The organism is Pedobacter frigoris (assembly GCF_032678645.1).
Taxonomy (GTDB): Bacteria; Bacteroidota; Bacteroidia; order Sphingobacteriales; family Sphingobacteriaceae; genus Pedobacter; species Pedobacter frigoris_A.
The window spans coordinates 575116-593360 of the sequence record NZ_JAVTSP010000003.1 but is presented as its reverse complement, the minus strand read 5'-3'; the positions used below and the strand labels follow the sequence as shown (position 1 = coordinate 593360).

At 40.6% G+C, this 18245-nt stretch carries 14 protein-coding genes; 10 read left to right on the top strand and 4 right to left on the bottom strand.

The features are described 5' to 3' along the window. Positions 1–10 precede the first annotated feature (10 nt). Positions 11–1591 carry a L,D-transpeptidase family protein gene (locus tag R2Q78_RS12985; protein ID WP_316792541.1) on the bottom strand — a complete coding sequence of 527 codons (1581 nt, stop codon included), beginning with the start codon at positions 1589–1591 and terminating at the stop codon, positions 11–13. 615 nt (positions 1592–2206) lie between these two features. On the opposite strand from R2Q78_RS12985, the gene hisG reads away from it, so the two are divergent. The 9 genes from hisG to R2Q78_RS12940 all read left to right on the top strand — a co-directional run bounded on the left by hisG (position 2207) and on the right by R2Q78_RS12940 (position 10421). Next, positions 2207–3058 carry an ATP phosphoribosyltransferase gene (gene hisG, locus R2Q78_RS12980; RefSeq protein ID WP_316792539.1) on the top strand — a complete coding sequence of 284 codons (852 nt, stop codon included), beginning with the start codon at positions 2207–2209 and terminating at the stop codon, positions 3056–3058. Between the two features lie 46 nt (positions 3059–3104). Next, positions 3105–4391 carry a histidinol dehydrogenase gene (gene hisD, locus R2Q78_RS12975; RefSeq protein ID WP_316792537.1) on the top strand — a complete coding sequence of 429 codons (1287 nt, stop codon included), beginning with the start codon at positions 3105–3107 and terminating at the stop codon, positions 4389–4391. A 6-nt stretch (positions 4392–4397) separates the two neighbouring features. Continuing rightward, positions 4398–5462 (top strand): histidinol-phosphate transaminase, encoded by a 1065-nt coding sequence (gene hisC, locus R2Q78_RS12970; protein WP_316792535.1) that lies wholly within the window; start codon positions 4398–4400, stop codon positions 5460–5462. Further along, positions 5462–6595 (top strand): bifunctional histidinol-phosphatase/imidazoleglycerol-phosphate dehydratase HisB, encoded by a 1134-nt coding sequence (gene hisB, locus R2Q78_RS12965; RefSeq protein WP_316792533.1) that lies wholly within the window; start codon positions 5462–5464, stop codon positions 6593–6595. The genes hisC and hisB overlap by 1 nt, the downstream gene beginning before the upstream one ends. Before the next feature lie 105 nt (positions 6596–6700). Next, positions 6701–7294: an imidazole glycerol phosphate synthase subunit HisH gene (gene hisH, locus R2Q78_RS12960; protein ID WP_316792531.1), complete on the top strand. Its 594-nt coding sequence runs from the start codon at positions 6701–6703 to the stop codon at positions 7292–7294. Between the two features lies 1 nt (position 7295). Then, positions 7296–8045: a 1-(5-phosphoribosyl)-5-[(5-phosphoribosylamino)methylideneamino]imidazole-4-carboxamide isomerase gene (gene hisA / locus R2Q78_RS12955; protein ID WP_316792529.1), complete on the top strand. Its 750-nt coding sequence runs from the start codon at positions 7296–7298 to the stop codon at positions 8043–8045. Between the two features lie 4 nt (positions 8046–8049). After that, positions 8050–8802 carry an imidazole glycerol phosphate synthase subunit HisF gene (gene hisF, locus R2Q78_RS12950; protein WP_316792527.1) on the top strand — a complete coding sequence of 251 codons (753 nt, stop codon included), beginning with the start codon at positions 8050–8052 and terminating at the stop codon, positions 8800–8802. A gap of 127 nt (positions 8803–8929) precedes the next feature. After that, positions 8930–9520, top strand: a complete 591-nt coding sequence (gene hisIE / locus R2Q78_RS12945) for a bifunctional phosphoribosyl-AMP cyclohydrolase/phosphoribosyl-ATP diphosphatase HisIE (protein ID WP_316792524.1) — start codon at positions 8930–8932, stop codon at positions 9518–9520. Positions 9521–9524: 4 nt separating this feature from the next. Next, on the top strand, positions 9525–10421 hold the full coding sequence (locus tag R2Q78_RS12940) for a WD40 repeat domain-containing protein (protein ID WP_316792523.1): 897 nt from the start codon (positions 9525–9527) through the stop codon (positions 10419–10421). On the opposite strand, the gene R2Q78_RS12935 is transcribed toward R2Q78_RS12940, so the two are convergent. Both R2Q78_RS12935 and R2Q78_RS12930 read right to left on the bottom strand, forming a co-directional pair. Next, the gene (locus R2Q78_RS12935) at positions 10414–16365 is read right to left on the bottom strand and encodes an alpha-2-macroglobulin family protein (protein WP_316792520.1); all 5952 of its coding nucleotides are present in this window, start codon (positions 16363–16365) and stop codon (positions 10414–10416) included. The two genes, R2Q78_RS12940 and R2Q78_RS12935, sit on opposite strands and share 8 nt — an antisense overlap. 61 nt (positions 16366–16426) lie before the next feature. Continuing rightward, entirely contained in the window at positions 16427–17206 is a 780-nt protein-coding gene (locus R2Q78_RS12930; RefSeq protein WP_316792518.1) for a C40 family peptidase, read from the bottom strand. Positions 17207–17285: 79 nt separating this feature from the next. Between R2Q78_RS12930 and R2Q78_RS12925 the strand changes: the two genes are divergently transcribed. Then, entirely contained in the window at positions 17286–17741 is a 456-nt protein-coding gene (locus tag R2Q78_RS12925) for a universal stress protein (RefSeq protein WP_316792516.1), read from the top strand. Between the two features lie 80 nt (positions 17742–17821). Here R2Q78_RS12925 and R2Q78_RS12920 read toward each other — a convergent pair whose 3' ends face one another. Continuing rightward, complete coding sequence (locus tag R2Q78_RS12920) at positions 17822–18172, bottom strand: 4Fe-4S dicluster domain-containing protein (RefSeq protein WP_316792515.1); 351 nt, start codon at positions 18170–18172, stop codon at positions 17822–17824. Positions 18173–18245: the final 73 nt, after the last annotated feature.

Sequence of the window (18245 nt, the reverse complement as noted above, 5' to 3'; positions counted from 1 at the left end):
GGTAGAACTTTTACATGAATTTCCTCATAGCATCCCATAAAGTTTCATCTAAACCGTAAACATCCGGACGGAACTGAATATTTCCTTTATCCGACCAGGCTGTAACGTAGTTTATGATCAATGGGATAGGTTTTTTAACCCCAAACCATTTTGGTTTCAATTGAAAAATATTTACCGTATCCGTCTTTTTTGCCAGTTTTTTGCGGTACACCTCCATTTTAGTGGTATCTATTGGCGGCAAATTAACCTCCATCCTCAACTGATCATACTGGTATTTATCCTTAACCAGCATTTCTGCAAACTCCAGAGGGCGCTCTACGCGAACACAACCATGACTGATGGCACGATTGGCTTTTGCAAATGCGGTCTTATTATTGGTATCGTGCAGGTAGATGCTCGATCCGTTGTCGAATATAAATTTGAACTTACCAAGGGCATTGTCCTCACCAGAACCCTGCTTAAATTGAAATGGCAGCTTTTCCCTTGGATACTTATCCCATTGAATCGTATCAGGATCATTCACCTGTTTCCCTTTATAATAAACTTTGATGTTGTTGTTCGAAAGATAATAAGGATCCTTACGCGCCTGCCAGTAAATTTCACTTCTTGCAATACTCACAGGAATATTCCAGACCGGATTTACCTGTATGGAGTTTAGCTTGCTATATAAAATCGGTGTCTCATGATTTTTAGGTTTATCATCCAGATTGCCTGATTTGGCAAATAACTTTTGCTTTTCCAGATAATCGGCTTCCCTTTTTCCGCCAACACATACCTTCATGTGAGTGGTGGTATCTTTTCCATCAAACCAGGTAAGGGAAAAGTCCGGGATGTTTACTTCCACATACTCCTCTCCCAGTTCGGGTAGTTTCCAGCGTAACCTTTCCATGTTAACTAAAATGGTCTTTATAGCAGAACTTACTGTATTTGAATCATGACCCGCACGGAGGTATTGTTGCTGTAATACTTTATACCCATCAGACTTTGGTTGTATATCACTCAGAAGCTTCTGAATATCCCTTGTAGCTAAAACCGCAGTAACCGTTAAACTATCAGGTCTTTTTACAGGAACATAATACCTGCTAAACAGTTTGCGCGGGTTGACACTTCCATAATACACAAAGTTATTGTACTTGATCAATCCTTCAGCAGCATTCAGTTCCAGATCCGCCACCACAGGGTATACCTCTTCTATTGTCTTAAATTTATTGGCCGCCATGGTTGTCAGCAAATCCCGTATCTGCTGATTCCTGAATAATTTAGGGTTAAAACCATGCTGCTCGCTTCTGCTGATGTAAGCCGAAAGCGTATCCAGTCCGCCACCTGCAAAGTATTTTGTAACCAGCATAGGTTCTAAATTATTAGCATAATAAAAATTAGCCAGGGTATTGGGATTAGAAAACTTATCTCTTAAACTATCAAGGCGTTTCCTAAAAACAACATTATAAGCAGTGGTATCAAATTTCTTATAGAGTTTGCGCTTAAAATGCTTCGACAGCACCAAACCAATTTCAGGAGTATCCCTGAACCAGTTGCAGGAGGCAAGTATCGCTATTAGAGGAACAAGTATGAGTAATGATTTTCTCGACATGATTTAATTAAGCGCAAAAATAGTGTTATTTTAGACTTCCGGTGATGCAAATTGAATGCCACTATTTTTATATGAAATTTAAAGTTGATCGACAAGCAGAGAACCTCCTTTTCTTAATTATTAATTAGAAAAATAATTCAGCAATTAATAACTCTTCACTATCACCTTACCCTAACTTCTACTCATGCTTACATCTACCCCACCTCTAGCCCACAGTTACCCCACCTCTACCCCACATTTTTCTTAATAAAAGGTGGGGTAGATACAGATTAAGTATAGGTTAATAGTGGGATTGCTATATCCTTAGGTTTTACCTGGCATAAAACTGTCCTAATCCGCGCCTGAAAAAAACCTGTTCTATTATACCCCTGGGCGATGATGTAACAAATATAACTCAGCTTTTATTTGCATTTGCAATTTCAATCTATATATTTGCACTTCCTCAGCATGCTTGTCGTTGTTGGTAAGGAACTTAAATAAATATGAACACAACTTTGAACCATCACTTACATTTGCACCATCGCCAGTTGGCGATGTATATGTAATGTTTTGTACTTCAAAACTTGTTTCCGACCTTATTTCTTGTTCAATATCAATAATATCAAATCAGCATAATTGAAAACACTTAAAATTGCTATCCAGAAATCGGGTAGACTAAACGAAAAATCAGTAGAAATCCTTAAAAATTGTGGTTTATCTTTTGAAAACTACAAAAGCTCATTAATTTCAACAGTAACTAACTTTCCGTTGGAAATCCTTTTCCTTAGAGATGATGATATTCCGGAGTATGTTCAGGACGGTATTGCCGACCTCGGTATTGTTGGTGAAAATGTAATCATTGAGTCTGGTTCTGAAGTGACCTATCTTCAAAAACTGGGCTTCGGAAAATGCACACTGAAAATCGCCATTCCCAACGAAAGCCGCATCACTGAAATTGCGCAGCTGGAAGGTAAAGCCATCGCTACTTCTTACCCTGTGATCCTTGAAAAATACCTGAAGGAAAATCATGTAAATGCAGACATCAGAATGATTTCAGGATCGGTGGAAATTGGTCCGGGACTTGGACTGAGTGATGCCATTTGCGATATCGTTTCAACTGGCGGAACTTTAAAGAGCAACGGACTAAAACCCTTTGCCGAAGTCATGAAATCTGAAGCGGTATTGATTGGAAAGGCAGGTTCAGAAATGCTTCCGGAAGTACAGGAATTACTGCAAAGAATCCGTTCCGTACTGCGTGCTAAAGAGACTAAATATGTTGTCCTTAACGTGGCGAAAGTAAACCTTGAAAAAGTAGTGGATTTATTGCCGGGAGTAAAAAGCCCGACCGTTGTTCCGTTGTTTGACGAGGACTGGGTAGCTGTTCATTCGGTAATTGCAGAACACGATTTCTGGGAAAAAATCAATAGCCTGAAAGCTGCCGGTGCTCAGGGCATTGTAGTAATGCCAATTGAAAAAATCATTGCTTAAGCCCATTTTCATCATTAACCAATAGTTAAACTCAAATCATAACAAATTGAAAATCTATAGCTATACTGATTTATCTAAAGATAAAATTGAGTCAATATGTCTGAGGCAATTGGAAGACGATAACAGCATACAGGAACGTGTAAAAAGTATTGTTGCACGAGTGAAAAGCGAAGGCGACAAAGCGTTATTTGATTATGCGAGACAGTTCGACAAGGTGATCATGAACAAGCTGTGCATCGACAAAGCAGAGATTGAAAGCATTGCGTCAACCATCCCTGCTGATGCAAAATCAGCCATTGATACCGCTTATCTGAACATCCGTACTTTTCATGCCTCACAAGCGAACAAAGAAGCCCGCGTAGAGACCATGGAAGGCGTAGAATGCTGGAGGGAAACAAGAGCTATCGAAAAGGTGGGTTTGTATATCCCCGGTGGCTCCGCTGTGTTGCCGAGTACTTTCCTGATGCTGGGCATTCCAGCGGTACTTGCAGGCTGCAAAGAGATCGTCGTTTGCTCTCCTCCTCAACAGGATGGGAAGACCAATTGCTACGTCGCCTACTGTGCAATAAAACTAGGTATTGAAAGGATCTATTTGATTGGCGGAGCACAGGCTGTAGCAGCTATGGCTTACGGTACAGATAGCGTCCCAAGGGTCTACAAGATCTTTGGTCCCGGTAACCGCTACGTAACTCAGGCTAAGCAACTGGTACAGTCGGCTGCGGGCACTGCAATAGACATGCCGGCGGGCCCCTCAGAGGTTTTGGTACTTGCTGATACGACTGCCAATCCTTCATACGTAGCTTCCGACCTGCTCGCTCAGGCAGAACATGGTTCTGATAGTCAGGCAATTTTGGTCGCTACTTCCAGAGAAATCATCGACAAAACACTTGAAGAACTTGATATTCAATTAAAAGAACTACCCAGAAAAGATGTTACTGCAATGGCTATAGCAAATTCTTATGCTGTTTTGGTTGAAAATTTAGAGCAGGGAATGGAATTCAGCAATGTTTATGCACCAGAACACCTCATTCTTGCAACAACGGAGTTTGAAAAACTTATTCCATTGATTGTCAATGCAGGTTCTGTATTTTTAGGAAATCTAACTCCTGAAAGTGCAGGGGATTATGCTTCCGGAACCAACCACACATTACCTACAAGTGGCTTTGCTAAAGCATATTCAGGCGTTTCACTTGATTCTTTTGTTAAGAAGATTACTTTTCAGCACATCAGCAGGAAGGGTTTAGACAATATTGGAACTACAGTGGAAGTACTTGCTGCCGCAGAAGGCCTGGATGCACATAAAAATGCGATTAGTATACGATTGAAAGGATAACACAAAATGGACATTAATAATTTACAAAGAGAAAACATAAAAAACCTTCGCCCCTACTCTACTGCCAGGGATGAATATAAAGGCCAGGCCAGTGTATTTCTGGATGCCAATGAGAACAGTTTTGGTTCGCCATTTCCACAAGAGGAAGCAGGCGAATCCTATAAAAACTACAATAGATATCCCGATCCTTTGCAACTGGATTTAAAGGATGCCATCAGCAAAATCAAAGGAGTTCCCATCGAAAACACCTTCCTTGGAAACGGAAGTGACGAGGCCATAGATTTGTTGTTCCGCGCTTTTTGCGAACCGGCAAAAGACAATGTAATTATCCTGCCCCCTACCTACGGAATGTATGAAGTTTCGGCCGGCATCAACAACGTTGAAGTGCGTAAAGTAAACCTCCTGCCAAACTTCCAACCAGACCTTGACGGGATTGCCGAAGCGATAGATGAAAACACCAAACTGATCTTCATCTGCTCTCCAAACAACCCTACCGGAAACTCAATTGTACGCACAGATATTGAGACTATACTTGCCAATTTTAAAGGCCTTGTGATCATTGATGAAGCCTACATCAATTATGCTAAACAACGCAGCTTCATCAAGGAATTAACAGAGTATCCGAACCTGGTGGTTTTACAGACTTTCTCAAAAGCCTGGGGACTTGCAGCACTCCGTTTGGGAATGGCTTTTGCTTCGCGCCCGGTGATCGACATTTTCAATAAAGTGAAACCCCCGTATAACATCAATCAGGCTACTCAGGATATCGCATTAAAGGCACTTGAGAACATTGAAAAAGTTAATGAATGGATCAGGATCACGGTAGCAGAAAGAGAAAAGCTAAGCAATGACCTGCTCGCGCTTCCTAATGTTAGAAAAGTATATCCTTCAGATGCTAACTTTATACTCGCAGAGGTCGATGAGGCGTTGAATACCTACAACACATTAGTAGACCAGGGAATCATTGTAAGAGACCGCTCTAAGGTGACACTGTGCGAAGGATGTCTGCGCATCACTATTGGAACCCCGGAAGAGAACAAAACGTTGTTAGAAGCCCTTAAAAATATATAATGAAAAAAGTACTTTTTATAGATCGTGATGGCACATTGATCATAGAGCCTGCCGATGAGCAAATTGATTCATTTGCTAAGCTTGAATTTTACCCGAAGGCTTTGTACTATCTTTCAAAGATTGCCGCCGAATTGGATTATGATCTGGTAATGGTCACCAATCAGGATGGACTGGGCACAGATTCACACCCGGAAATAAACTTCTGGCCAGTGCATAATTTCATCATGAGCACTTTTGAAGGTGAAGGTGTCGTGTTCAACGAGGTAATTATTGACAAGACCTTTGCGCACGACAATGCTCCTACCCGCAAGCCAAATACCGGGCTTTTACAGCATTTCTTCGATGAAGGTTACGACATGGCAAATTCCTTTGTAATCGGTGATCGACTGAATGATGTCGTACTAGCTAAAAATCTGGGGGCTAAGGCCATTTATCTGCGCAACAATGACACATTGGGGGCTCATGAAAATCTTGGCAAGGCTGAGGCTTTGAGTGAGCACATTGCATTGCAGACCTCTAACTGGGTAGACATTTATACCATGCTAAAAGCTGGAGCCAGGGTGATTTCACATGAGCGCAACACCAATGAGACAAAGATTGCCATTAAGATAGATCTGGATGGTACCGGAAAAGCGGATATCCATACCGGGCTGAACTTCTTTGATCACATGCTGGATCAAATCGCCCGTCATGGCAGTATCGACCTCAGTATTAAGACTGATGGTGATTTGCATATTGATGAACACCATACCATTGAAGATACTGGAATTGCGCTTGGGGAGGCTTTTGCTAAAGCAATAGGTAATAAACTCGGGTTGGAAAGATATGGTTTCTGTCTGCCAATGGATGATTGTCTGGCTCAGGCTGCAATTGATTTTGGTGGCCGGGCATGGATTGTTTGGGATGCTGAATTTAAGCGTGAAAAGGTAGGTGATATGCCAACAGAAATGTTCTATCATTTCTTTAAATCGTTTACTGATGCCGCTAAATGCAATTTGAACATTAAAGCAGAGGGAGATAATGAACACCATAAAATTGAAGCTATATTTAAAGCCTTTGCAAAGGCAATAAAAATGGCGATTAAAAGGGATGCGGAGAAGTTAGTCTTACCGAGTACTAAAGGAGTATTGTAATATTGATCGTCATCTCGAACATGGTGAGAGATCTCTTGAACTAAGCATCAACAAGAGATTCCTCCTATCGTCGGAATGACGAGAATGAGTAATAAGAAGATAATCATGATTGGAATTGTAAACTACGGAGCCGGCAACATCTTTTCGCTAACTTCAGCGCTGGACAGGCTGGACCTGCCTTACGGCATGGTCAACACAGAGGCTGACCTGGATAAATATAGCCACATCATCATACCTGGCGTAGGTCATGCGGGTGCCGCTATGAAGAAATTAGCAGACACCGGGCTGGTGGAACCGATAAAAGCATTAAAAAAGCCTGTATTGGGAATATGTGTAGGTATGCAGCTCCTAACCGATCATTCTGAAGAGGGAGATGCCGAATTAATCGGCATTGTCCCATTAAAAACAAGGCTATTCAATAAGAATCAGGGGATTAAAATCCCTCACATGGGATGGAACAACATTGAGCATAAAAACAATTTGCTCTTTGAAGATGTTAAAAGTGGGTCACAATTTTACTTCGTGCATTCGTACTTTATTGAATATAACCCTACTTTTGACATTGCAACTGCTGAATATGGGCAACCATTTTCTGCAGCTGTACAAAAGGATAATTTCTATGGCGTGCAATTTCATCCGGAAAAATCTGGTGCCGCCGGAGAAAGTTTATTAAAGAATTTTTCAAACTTAAAACAGTAAAATGTACATAATTCCAGCAATTGATATTCTAGATGGGAAAGTTGTTCGCTTAAGAGAAGGCGACTATGACCAGAAAACAGTTTATGATGTTTCCATCGCCGAAATGATTGAAACGTACCGTTCGAATGGTACAGAATTCATACATATTATTGATTTAAATGGCGCCAAAGGTGATTTCAGCAATCAAAAGGAGCTGTTTGACATCATTAAAAAAACAGATATGCGCGTGCAGTACGGAGGGGGTATCCGCACAATCGAACAAGTAACAAACTTGCTTGATGCAGGTGTTCACCGCGTGATTGTAGGCACGCAAGCGATTACAAACCCTGACTTTCTGAAAGAACTGAGTACTGAGGTTGGTAAAAAATACGATTACGCAAACCGCATCGTGATTGCTATCGATGTATTGGATGAGGTCATTAAATATTCAGGATGGATGGAAAGCTCACCGATCAAGCTAATGGACTACGTTGATAAGTGCCTGCAACTGGGCTTTTTCAGGTTCCTGTGTACAGATATCAACAAAGACGGTAAATTAGGTGGTGCAGCAATTGATCTGTATAAGAAGTTATTAGACCACTCTCCTTTTATTAAACTGATCGCTTCCGGTGGTGTAAGTTCTATGAAGGACATTGAAGAACTTGACAAACTGGAAATTCGTTCTGTAGTAGTTGGAAAGGCAATCTATGAAAACAGAATCACGATTGAAGAGATCAAGGAATGGAACCTGAAGCAAATGACTTCTCTGTAATCAGATGCTGAGTAAACGTATCATTCCATGCCTCGATGTAAAAGACGGGCGCACAGTAAAAGGAGTTAATTTTGTAGACCTTAAAGATGCCGGAGATCCGGTACAACTTGCCTGGCAATATGCTCAGCAGGGTGCAGATGAACTGGTATTTCTGGACATCACTGCTACTCATGAACGGCGAGGAACTACCATAGAAATGGTAAAGTCTGTAGCAAGACAGCTGAACATTCCATTCACCATTGGTGGCGGCATTACAACTGTTGCTGATGCTGAAGCATTGCTGAATTCAGGTGCTGACAAGATCAGCATCAATTCCGCAGCAGTTAGAAATCCTTCATTAATCGAAGATCTTGCAAAGGCTTTTGGAGTTCAGTTTGTGGTTGTTGCGGTAGACACCAAACTCGTTGACGGTCGAAATATGGTGCACTTGAATGGCGGCAGATTGATCACTGAGTTGGAGACGGAAGATTGGATCCGGAGGGCGGAGAGCCTCGGAGCCGGTGAAATACTATTGACTTCCATGGATCATGACGGTACAAAGAACGGTTTCGATTGCGGGTTGCTGGACAAGGTAGCACGCTCGATCAATATTCCGGTGATTGCTTCCGGTGGTGCAGGAAAAGTCGAACATTTTACAGAAGTATTTTTGGAAACGGGTGTAGATGCAGCATTGGCAGCTTCGGTTTTCCATTTTGGAGAGATTCCCATACCCTATTTAAAAGAAGAATTAAAAAAACACAACATACCGGTGAGGTAAAGCGGGCATCATCCTGACCTCGGAGAAGCTGCGAAGCAAATTTATTTCAGGATCCCGCAAAAGAAAGGTTGATTAGAATGGCCGGAGATCCTGAAATAAATTCAGGATGACGTAAAGATTATAAACAATGACTATAGATTTTGAAAAAACACAGGGTTTGGTTCCTGTCATCATACAAGATGTACAAACCCTTGAGGTTTTAATGCTCGGCTACATGAACCAGGAAGCATGGGATAAAACCCGGGCTGAAGGGAAAGTAACTTTCTTTTCCCGCAGTAAAAACCGCCTGTGGACTAAAGGTGAGGAAAGCGGAAACTTTCTTTACGTAAAAGATACGCATATTGACTGCGACAATGATACCATTCTCATCAAAGCCAGTCCTGTTGGCCCAACCTGCCATACGGGTTCACGCAGCTGCTTTAAAACTGAATACAACCAGAATTTCATTTTTGAACTCGAGAAAATCATTGAGGATAGGTATGCTAACCCCTCAGAAGAATCTTATGTAAATAAGCTTCGTCAAAAAGGCTTGAATAAGATTGCCCAGAAAGTTGGCGAGGAAGGTGTAGAAACTGTTATCGCTGCTTTAAATGAAACTGATGAAGACTTCATCAATGAAAGCTCCGACCTTATTTTCCACCTTCTGGTATTGTTAAGGGAAAAAGGGAAAACGTTGGCTGATATTGGCTTGAATTTAAAAGGCAGACACAGCAAATAACATTATGCTGAAGCATCTACATACACTGAGCGGACATCAAAATCCAGTCTATACCTTAATCAACTCTCCCAAAGAAGGATATTTCTTTAGCGCGGGAAATGATAAAGGTGTAGTAGAATGGTCGCTGGAGACCATGAGTTTTGTAAAGGTACTGGTGCCGGTGCAAAGTTCTGTGTATGCAATGCATTGCTATGAAAACATGCTGTTCATCGCCCAGAGAAGCGGACTGATTTTAGTATTTGATCTGGAAGAGCAAAAGTTAAAAGCTACTTTGAGCCATCATAAAAAAGGGGTGTTCGACTTGAAAACCCTGGCATACAAACAAGAATTGCTCAGCACCGGAGAAGATGGTGTAGTCGCCGTATGGTCTTTGAACGACTTCTCATTGCTGTATCATTTTCAAGTGTTTCAGGATACTGTTCGTACCATTGCAGTTAGTAAAGATGAAAAGGAAGTTGCCTTGGGCTGCAAGGATGGTATAATTCGTATTTACAATTCTGAGGATTATTCGCTGAGCAAAGAATTGAACGGTCACAAATTTGCTGTCACAGCCTTGCAATACACTCCTGATGGCAGTCAGCTGATTTCGGGTAGCAGAGACGCACAATTGAAGTTCTGGAGCCTACCAGACTATGAACTTGTCAACAATATACCTGCGCACATGTTCAGCGTATATGCCGTTGCTTTTCATCCTTCCCTCCCTTACTTTGCGACCTGCAGTCAGGATAAAAGCATCAAAATCTGGGGCAGTGAAGACCTTAAACTATATAAGATCATGAGCCTGGAGAAAACCACCCCAGGCCATTTTCACTCGATCAATAAACTCATCTGGAGCACAGATGGGAAGTACCTGATCTCCACGGGAGACGACAGGCAGGTAATGATCTGGGAGCTTATTTAATCCCAACTCTTTTCATTTCTTCTCTTCCATAAAATACCGGGAAATACATCATTTCAGCTTTAGCCGGATTTAACACATAATTTCCCGAATACCTTGGCAACAATTGTATAGAAAAATTGTACTTACCTGCTTTAAGCTTCGTACAGAATATAGATGTTTTATGCTTAAAATATTCCCTGTGTGTCTCAACGCCCCAGAAACTCTGAATTTTGTTTTCATACGAGCAACCTGCAGGAATAGGGATTTCGATCATCACGTAATCCGCATCGGCACGAACATCTACTTCCACATTTAAAGTGGTCAGTGTTCCAGCTTTTAAGTTTTTCACTTCCACCCCATTCTGATTTAATGTCGTTTTCACAGTAAAATCTTTACTTACTTTTTCAGGCTTAGGGTTATTGAATTGTTGATAAGCTGTAAAGTAAACTGGTGCATTCCCCTTTTTACTCAATTTCAAGGTTGCCGGTTCTATGAACTTGTTGAAAGAGAAAACGGTAATATTTTCTTCGTTATTTAGTGAAATGGAGGCAGGTTCTGATTTTTTGTTATCAACCATCAGTTCAGGAAGTATGGTTTCCAGGATTAGGGAGGACTCAAAGGTATTGCGCCACTGACCATCTTTTCTTTGCTCCAGGAAGTAACGTGCTATGGCGTCAAGCTCGTCCCTGTGCGCGCCTCCTTCTTTGAGGATCTGATAAGCGAGCAAAGTATTCTGGATATTATTATCCCAGAAACGACTACCTTCTTCACCCCAGTAAATATTCCCAAACATGGTTTCCTTTTTCTGTGCTGCGAGCCATTTCAGGTCTACCGCCATACCTCCCTGCTGTTTCAATTGCATGAGCTGTAATTTCTCGTACAAAGGCTGCTTGTACACATAGGTGGTCAGGTTCTTTTTTCGTTCAACCAGGTTCTTTTCTTCCTGTTCTTTTCTCTGTTTCTCTATAGCTTCTATCCAATCTTTTACGTAATACTTTTCGTTTAGCAATAGCAACAGTCTGATTCCATAGATCTGATCGAAATACTTCTGGCTGACCATTTTATCAACTATATAACTATAGAGCCTTTGCTTATCCAAAGTAACCGTATACCCTTGCTTCTGAGCCTGCAACATTGCTTCTACGACATGCAAACTGATCCAAAGTTCTTCCTGACTGTTTTGCCACCATCCCCAGGTTCCCTCCGGACGTTTGTTCTTCTGAAGCTTTTCAATGATCTTAGTAATATTCTTTTCTTCCTTAAATTCTTCTCCAAGGTATTTCCTCACCTTCTTTTCAAGTAATAGTGCTTTTAACTTGGAGGCCAGCTGCTCATTGCACAAATATTCGTAATTCCGCAGTTTTTCCATTTCATCCAATAGTGTTGGAAATATCGAAGTTTCAGCCCTTAATGTTACCTTACCAAGGCTTTTGTCAAAATTATAGGTGACTATCGTATCACGCATCAGTGCATTAAAAAAGCCTTTGGTTTCAAGGACTCCTGCCTGCATCAATGGGATCTTACGCAACTCTCCATCAAAATACCCGTTATCCTGTTTCATGCTGTATTCAAAAGCAAGACTGTCTTTCAGGGTTTGTTTTCCCGAGCTTTTGGCGACAATAGCCGCGGTATCAATATGAGCATTTTTGAATTTAACAGCGCCGTTCAGCATATCTGTACCGTTGTAACTCAATTTTCTTAACGCCGCTTCTTCTACATTACTGTAATTCATTAGTTTGCCGATGACATTAATGCTATCGCCAACTACTGCAAAAAGCGGCGAGACAAAATTAGCACTGAACACTTTGAAGGATTTGATATTACTTTCACTGACACCGCTTTGTTTGCGACCATTCACGGCGACCAACTTCGTCGTCCAATTGGTAATGTCATCCGGGAATTTAACTTTAAATGAAGCTTTTCCCTCGGCATCGGTTAGCAACTTAGGCTGCCATATGGCGTAATCAGAAAAGTTGCTACGCATCGTTTGTTGCTGCTGTTGCACAATTTCTCCTGCTGCATTCGTTTGTGATTTCCCACCTTTGGTTTTTACGATGATCACTCCACCCGCTCCGCTGGATCCGTAAATTGCGGTTGCCTCAGCATCTTTCAGCACATTTATATTATCTATAGTAGCCTGATCTATATCACTTATATCTCCGTTATAAGGCAGGCCGTCTACGATGATCAGAGGCTTAACACCAGAAGAATAACCAGCCTTATCAGCCCCGCCGATCGGAATGTTACTTATTCCGCGTATCGTCACAGATCCGCGCATAACCGAAGCATCCTCCTGTATATTCAGTCCTGCGACTTTCCCTTGCAATAATTTCATCACGTCACTGGCAGGCAAAGCTTCTACCTCCTGACGTATGGTCGTTACAGAACCCGTCATCAGAGTTTTAGTTCTAGTTTCACTACCATACGCGGTTACTTTAACTTCATTGAGCGCGTGTCCGGATTCTTCCAGATAGAAATCGCCCATATTACCGGCCAGCGCCTTAACTTCCAGTTTTTGGTGCCCAATAAAACTGATGATTATTGATCCGCGGGAAGGCGTTTTAATCTCAAATTTCCCGTTTACATCTGTAGTTGTCCCCGAATTTAATCCCTTTACAACGACCAAGGCTCCCTGAATTGGCTTTTTGCTTTTTAATTCAAATATTCTTCCATAGCTAGGGATATTTACTGATGCTGCATTTAGAAATTTTCCATTGAGAATTTTTGAGATACGTTCTTTAGCATCTTCAGAAGCCGAACCCAATCTACCTGAATTGACAGACTTAATTTCTGCATCTACTTTATTGCTCAGACTATCTGCAGCCTGCACTTGCAGTCCTGTCCACTCAAAATAATTTTTGCCCTTTGGCTTAATTTCTTCATGTTTGGTAATTAAATAACGATTGTCTCTGAACAAATAAAGTACCCGGTATTTACCTTTTTCGAGGTTAAGGAATCCATTGCTATTTCCAGGAAAGATTTGCAAAAAGTCTGGTTCTCCTTCCTTTAAAATAATTATATTTTTCACATAAGGCATCTTTTTTGCCAGGGCAGTATCCAGTTTCATAATTAACCGTCCGTAGTCATCGCTATAACCAGACTGATTTCGGAATAACGTGCTGGTGCTGCTTCTTAAATTCAGGTATTCATTCCAAATGCTGTCGATCTCCCCTCGTTTTATAGGATATTGTTTATAATCTCTATTGTCATCCACACTCTTAGCTAAAGTGGTGTTGAATACATATTTTCCCGGAAAAGATTTTTGTTTGATCAGGCCAGGTTCGAATGTATAAGTATAGCCAGGTTCTTTTAAAAATGGATGTTCCAGATCGCCGGATTTGAAATGCAGGAACATTTCAGGAAAAGGACCAAATAAGAAACCTTTGCCATTTGCGTATCTCGCACTTTGATTCCTTACCATAATGCCATTTCCATCATCCATCGGAAGGGACAATAAAGTAGTGGTATTTTGATTACTAATGGTCGTCTTTTCTACGCCAAAATTATTCTCGACCCGGATCATGTATTGTGATAGTAAGGCTGCTTCGTCTTCGCTTAGCACAGCAGTTACCTTGGTTACTGTCGCTTTTGTATTCCTGACATCTGCTGCGACTGCCAGTACAGTTCTTTTCCCCTTTACAAATTTATAACCATCTAAAATAACCAGATGTTCAGCTGTACGCAAACGGATGTTGTGACGACCAGGGCTCAACCAAAAAGCATACCTCTTGGGCTGCTCTGCATTGTTAAAATATACCGGCACCTCATCTATATAAGCCACTAGAACGGGCTCTACAGCTCCATCCTTAACTACAAATGGAGCAACGCTTGCTCTCGCCGTATCATTTCCTGCTTCATTATTGGAATACAAATCTGTAGTATTCATAAATTTGTAATACTCAATAGTATCGAGGTTTAGAGCTTTACCCCATTTACTCCAATTTAGCTTAATTTCGCTGGCTTTGTTGATATCATCAATATCTATATGAGGCCTTTGCTTACGGAAAACATACTGTTTACCAAAAAAAGGTACTTCAGGGTTTTGCGCATTTTTAAATTTGGAAGTATAGGCATAAGCGGTAACATCTGTACCTGCTTCAGGCTGGCCATCAGAATTGGTTACGTTCACCAGCATATTGACAGTCTGACCGGGATATACAATCTCCGGCCCCAGGAGTTTAACACTCAATATATTTGGCTTATAAGCGGCACTGGTCTGCGCCCCTCTTAGTGCTTCGCCCAGATTATAAACGATTTTAACCTGACTGATTTTGGCGGGGTTGTGTTTAATCAGCGTATCCAGCTTAGTGGTATACCCCCTTAAAAAGACTTTATCTCCCGAAAAGACAGTATACCAGAAAGGAATCTTATTTACATTGGATGCAACGATAACTAAAGAATCTTTATTTTGAGCTGCCAGCACCTTGATGTTTGCATTCATATCCTCCGGCCGTTTATAGTCGACAAAACCATCTGCCGTTTTTATTTTATACTCACTAACATGATAATCCATTGTCATGATATGAGGAAGCTGAACCTTGACAGAGTCCTGCGAATCACTATTTGGGTAAGAAGTATAAATTGTGGCACCTTGTTTCAGTGACTGTCCATTAACTAAATAGTTTAGATTCAGACTGTCTTTCACAAGGTGAAATTTTATTTCCTGGCTTTTGACTTTATAGTTAAATCCTTTATATGCTGTTCTGCTTTCATTATTGCTGTTTAAGAATGTAAAACTCATGGAAACGCCAAGATCGGCCTGAGGAAAAATACTATCCGGCAATACCAGTTTTGTCTCGCCCACCGGATCCATTACAACGTTTGTCTTCCACAACGTATCTTTCACAAAAACCTGTCGGTTATAATAATTTGAGGGATAATTGCTGGTTACAACTACTTCCACTCTCCCATCAGGTACAGCAAGTTCATTTTCATCAGAAGCTTTTAAGTAAATCGTCACAGGACTTCCCGGGCTATACTCCTCCTTGTCGGTTCGTACAGAAAAATCAACAGATTTTAATTCATAATCCTCGTATCTGAAATAGCTACTGTACACTTGTTTCCACTCATTTTTCACCTGTTCTTTAAGCACGATATTATAGTTTCTTCCAAGCACAAGATTTAAGCTGTCATGTAGTAGAAAACTATGCTCATAACCACCTTCAAAATAAGGATTTAAAGTCGTCAGCAATACATTGGTTCCATTTCTTTCTAACTCAGCTCTTAATGGTTTATTACGAAGCGACTTACCTTCTTTTGTCAGCAAATAAGCCTTAAACTTCACTGTATCAGCAGGCTTATACATCGGTTTATTAAATACCATGTATCCTTTGTATTTAGGTATTTCAGGTTTATACTGGGGGGATTTGTGTCTATAAGCTTTTGCATTAAATAGCTTCCTGAAAAATGAAGGTCCCTTGTCGGGTCTGTATCGCTCTTCTTCATCATAAGTAAAGAAGTTATTGACCCCATTATAATTTACGGTGATGACATTAGGTTTTGCTCCCGATGATGCTATGTAAAGCTTGCTGTTTGCATTATATTTTATTCGCTTACTCTTACCTACTTTTACCACGGCATCTTCCAGAAGATTCCCCTTTAAGTCTGAAACACTGATCTGAAAATCCCTGGTATTACTGATAAAGGCTATACTTATATTACTTATGGCTTCAAGGTTGTACTGCAATTTACTTTCAACCGCTCTTACCTTTAAGTAATTACCATACGGAAGTTTCCTAGGATACACATTGGACTTTACATTATAGAAAGAGTCGACCAGTGTGTGTAAAAATCCATCATTGATCACAGCTGTTGATTTTGATGCGATCTCAAAAGTTTCTTTATCCGTCAACTTATAGATATAAGTATAATAGCCTGAAGTCTTGCTGTTGGTTAGGGTTTTTTGTGCAAAAAGAGACGTCGTACCTGCAGTAAGCAGTAACATTGAGAGCAAAAAAGATTTCATACTTATATATTTCTAATAGAGATGCGGAAAAATAATTATTCCATAAATCTATATAAAACTATTAAGCAAATCTTTTAATAATTCTGAGTTTATGAGTATACCTGCCAAGGTCCGCATTATAAATGCCCTGGTTATCCATTTTGTCTATTCTCACCTTGCCTGAAGCATGAATGATCTCTGTAGTATTCAACATCATCCCAACATGTGTGATCCTGCCCTCGTCATTGTCAAAAAAAGCAACATCGCCCGGCTGAACCTCCTGCAGAAAATCTACAATACTGCCTTGTTCTGCCTGCTGCCAGGCATCACGCTTTAGTTTGATTCCATGTAGTTTAAATACAATTTGCATAAAGCCAGAGCAATCAATTCCAAACAGATTTCTTCCTCCCCATAAGTATGGCACATTCTGAAAAAAAGTAGCTGTAGTAATCAGGTTCTTTTCCGTTATTGGATAAATTATGGCTGGATTAAATTCTACTTTAAATTTTTCATCACCTATGTAGCAATATCCATCCCGATATAAGGGCAGGTTACTTCCGGGAGACAGGTAATAAGCGCTTCCATCCGGGCCAATCACAGTATTATTCAAGGAGGCAGGAGCCAAATGCTTATAATCATTAAGTTTATCCCAGACATCTGCTGTTACATTAGCTAACTGTTTAAAATCCATCCAGCCTTCATAGCCATCATATGCACTGATTATCTTCCACCATTTCTCTGTCTTTTCAATGATTTGCACATGATCGCCAAAAAGCAACTGAGTGCTGATCTCTGCGCGGTCTGATGGTTCGGCCCTTAGTTGTGCAACCGCGACTCTACATATTCCGTATTGTAATTCCATAGTTTAAATCAATGCATAAAAATAAACTTTTATGCGCTGGAATTGTTATTTTTATATACAAACCTTAATCTATACAAAGATGAACCTCAAGAAGATTCTTATCGCTGTCGATAATAGTACCTGCTCCGAAAAAGCAGCTAGAGTGGGCTATGAAGTCGCAAAGACCTTTGGTGCTGAAGTTGCTTTAGTAAACATTATAGAACCAGTACCTGCAAATGTGAATCCGGACCTTACACTTGCCCCTGTTTTTTTAGAAGCATATGACAATAGCGAAGAAAACAGCCATATGTTGCTAAAAGAGATAGAATCGAAATACAGCAATGGTATTCCTACAATTTACTTGAGTGTAATCGATAGCGCTGCACACGGCATCATAAAACAGTCTGATGAATACGGATCTGACCTCATCGTAATCGGTACTTATGGCAGAACTGGATTATATCACTTTTTAATGGGTAGTGTAGCTGAGCATGTGGCCAGAAAATCTGCATGTCCGGTACTTATTGTACCTAACAAATATGAGGAAAAGGCTTAAAAGAACAATCAAATATATAATGATGAGCAAAAAAAAGGACGTTCAATGAACGTCCTTTTCAATTAGTTTATAATCAGCGCTTAACCTTCCTGATGTAACCAGGCCTTTTTAGCCAGCAGCTCTTCTTCTGTTTCACGTATATCTTCATCATCAACACAGCAGTCTACCGGACATACCGCAGCACATTGAGGCTCATCATGAAACCCCTTACATTCAGTACATTTGTCAGAAACGATATAGTAAACTTCATCAGATACTGCTTCCTGTGCAGCTTCTGAATCTATTTGTTTATCACCAAAATCAATGATACCATGTAAGTTAGTACCATCAGAAAATCTCCAGGCAGTGCCTGCATCATAAATTGCATTATTAGGGCATTCAGGCTCACATGCTCCGCAGTTAATACATTCGTCTGTTATTTTAATAGCCATGTCTTCGTCTAAATCTATTTGCTAAGTTTACCTTTGCATCGCAAATATAACACTTAAACTTTAAAATTGTTGA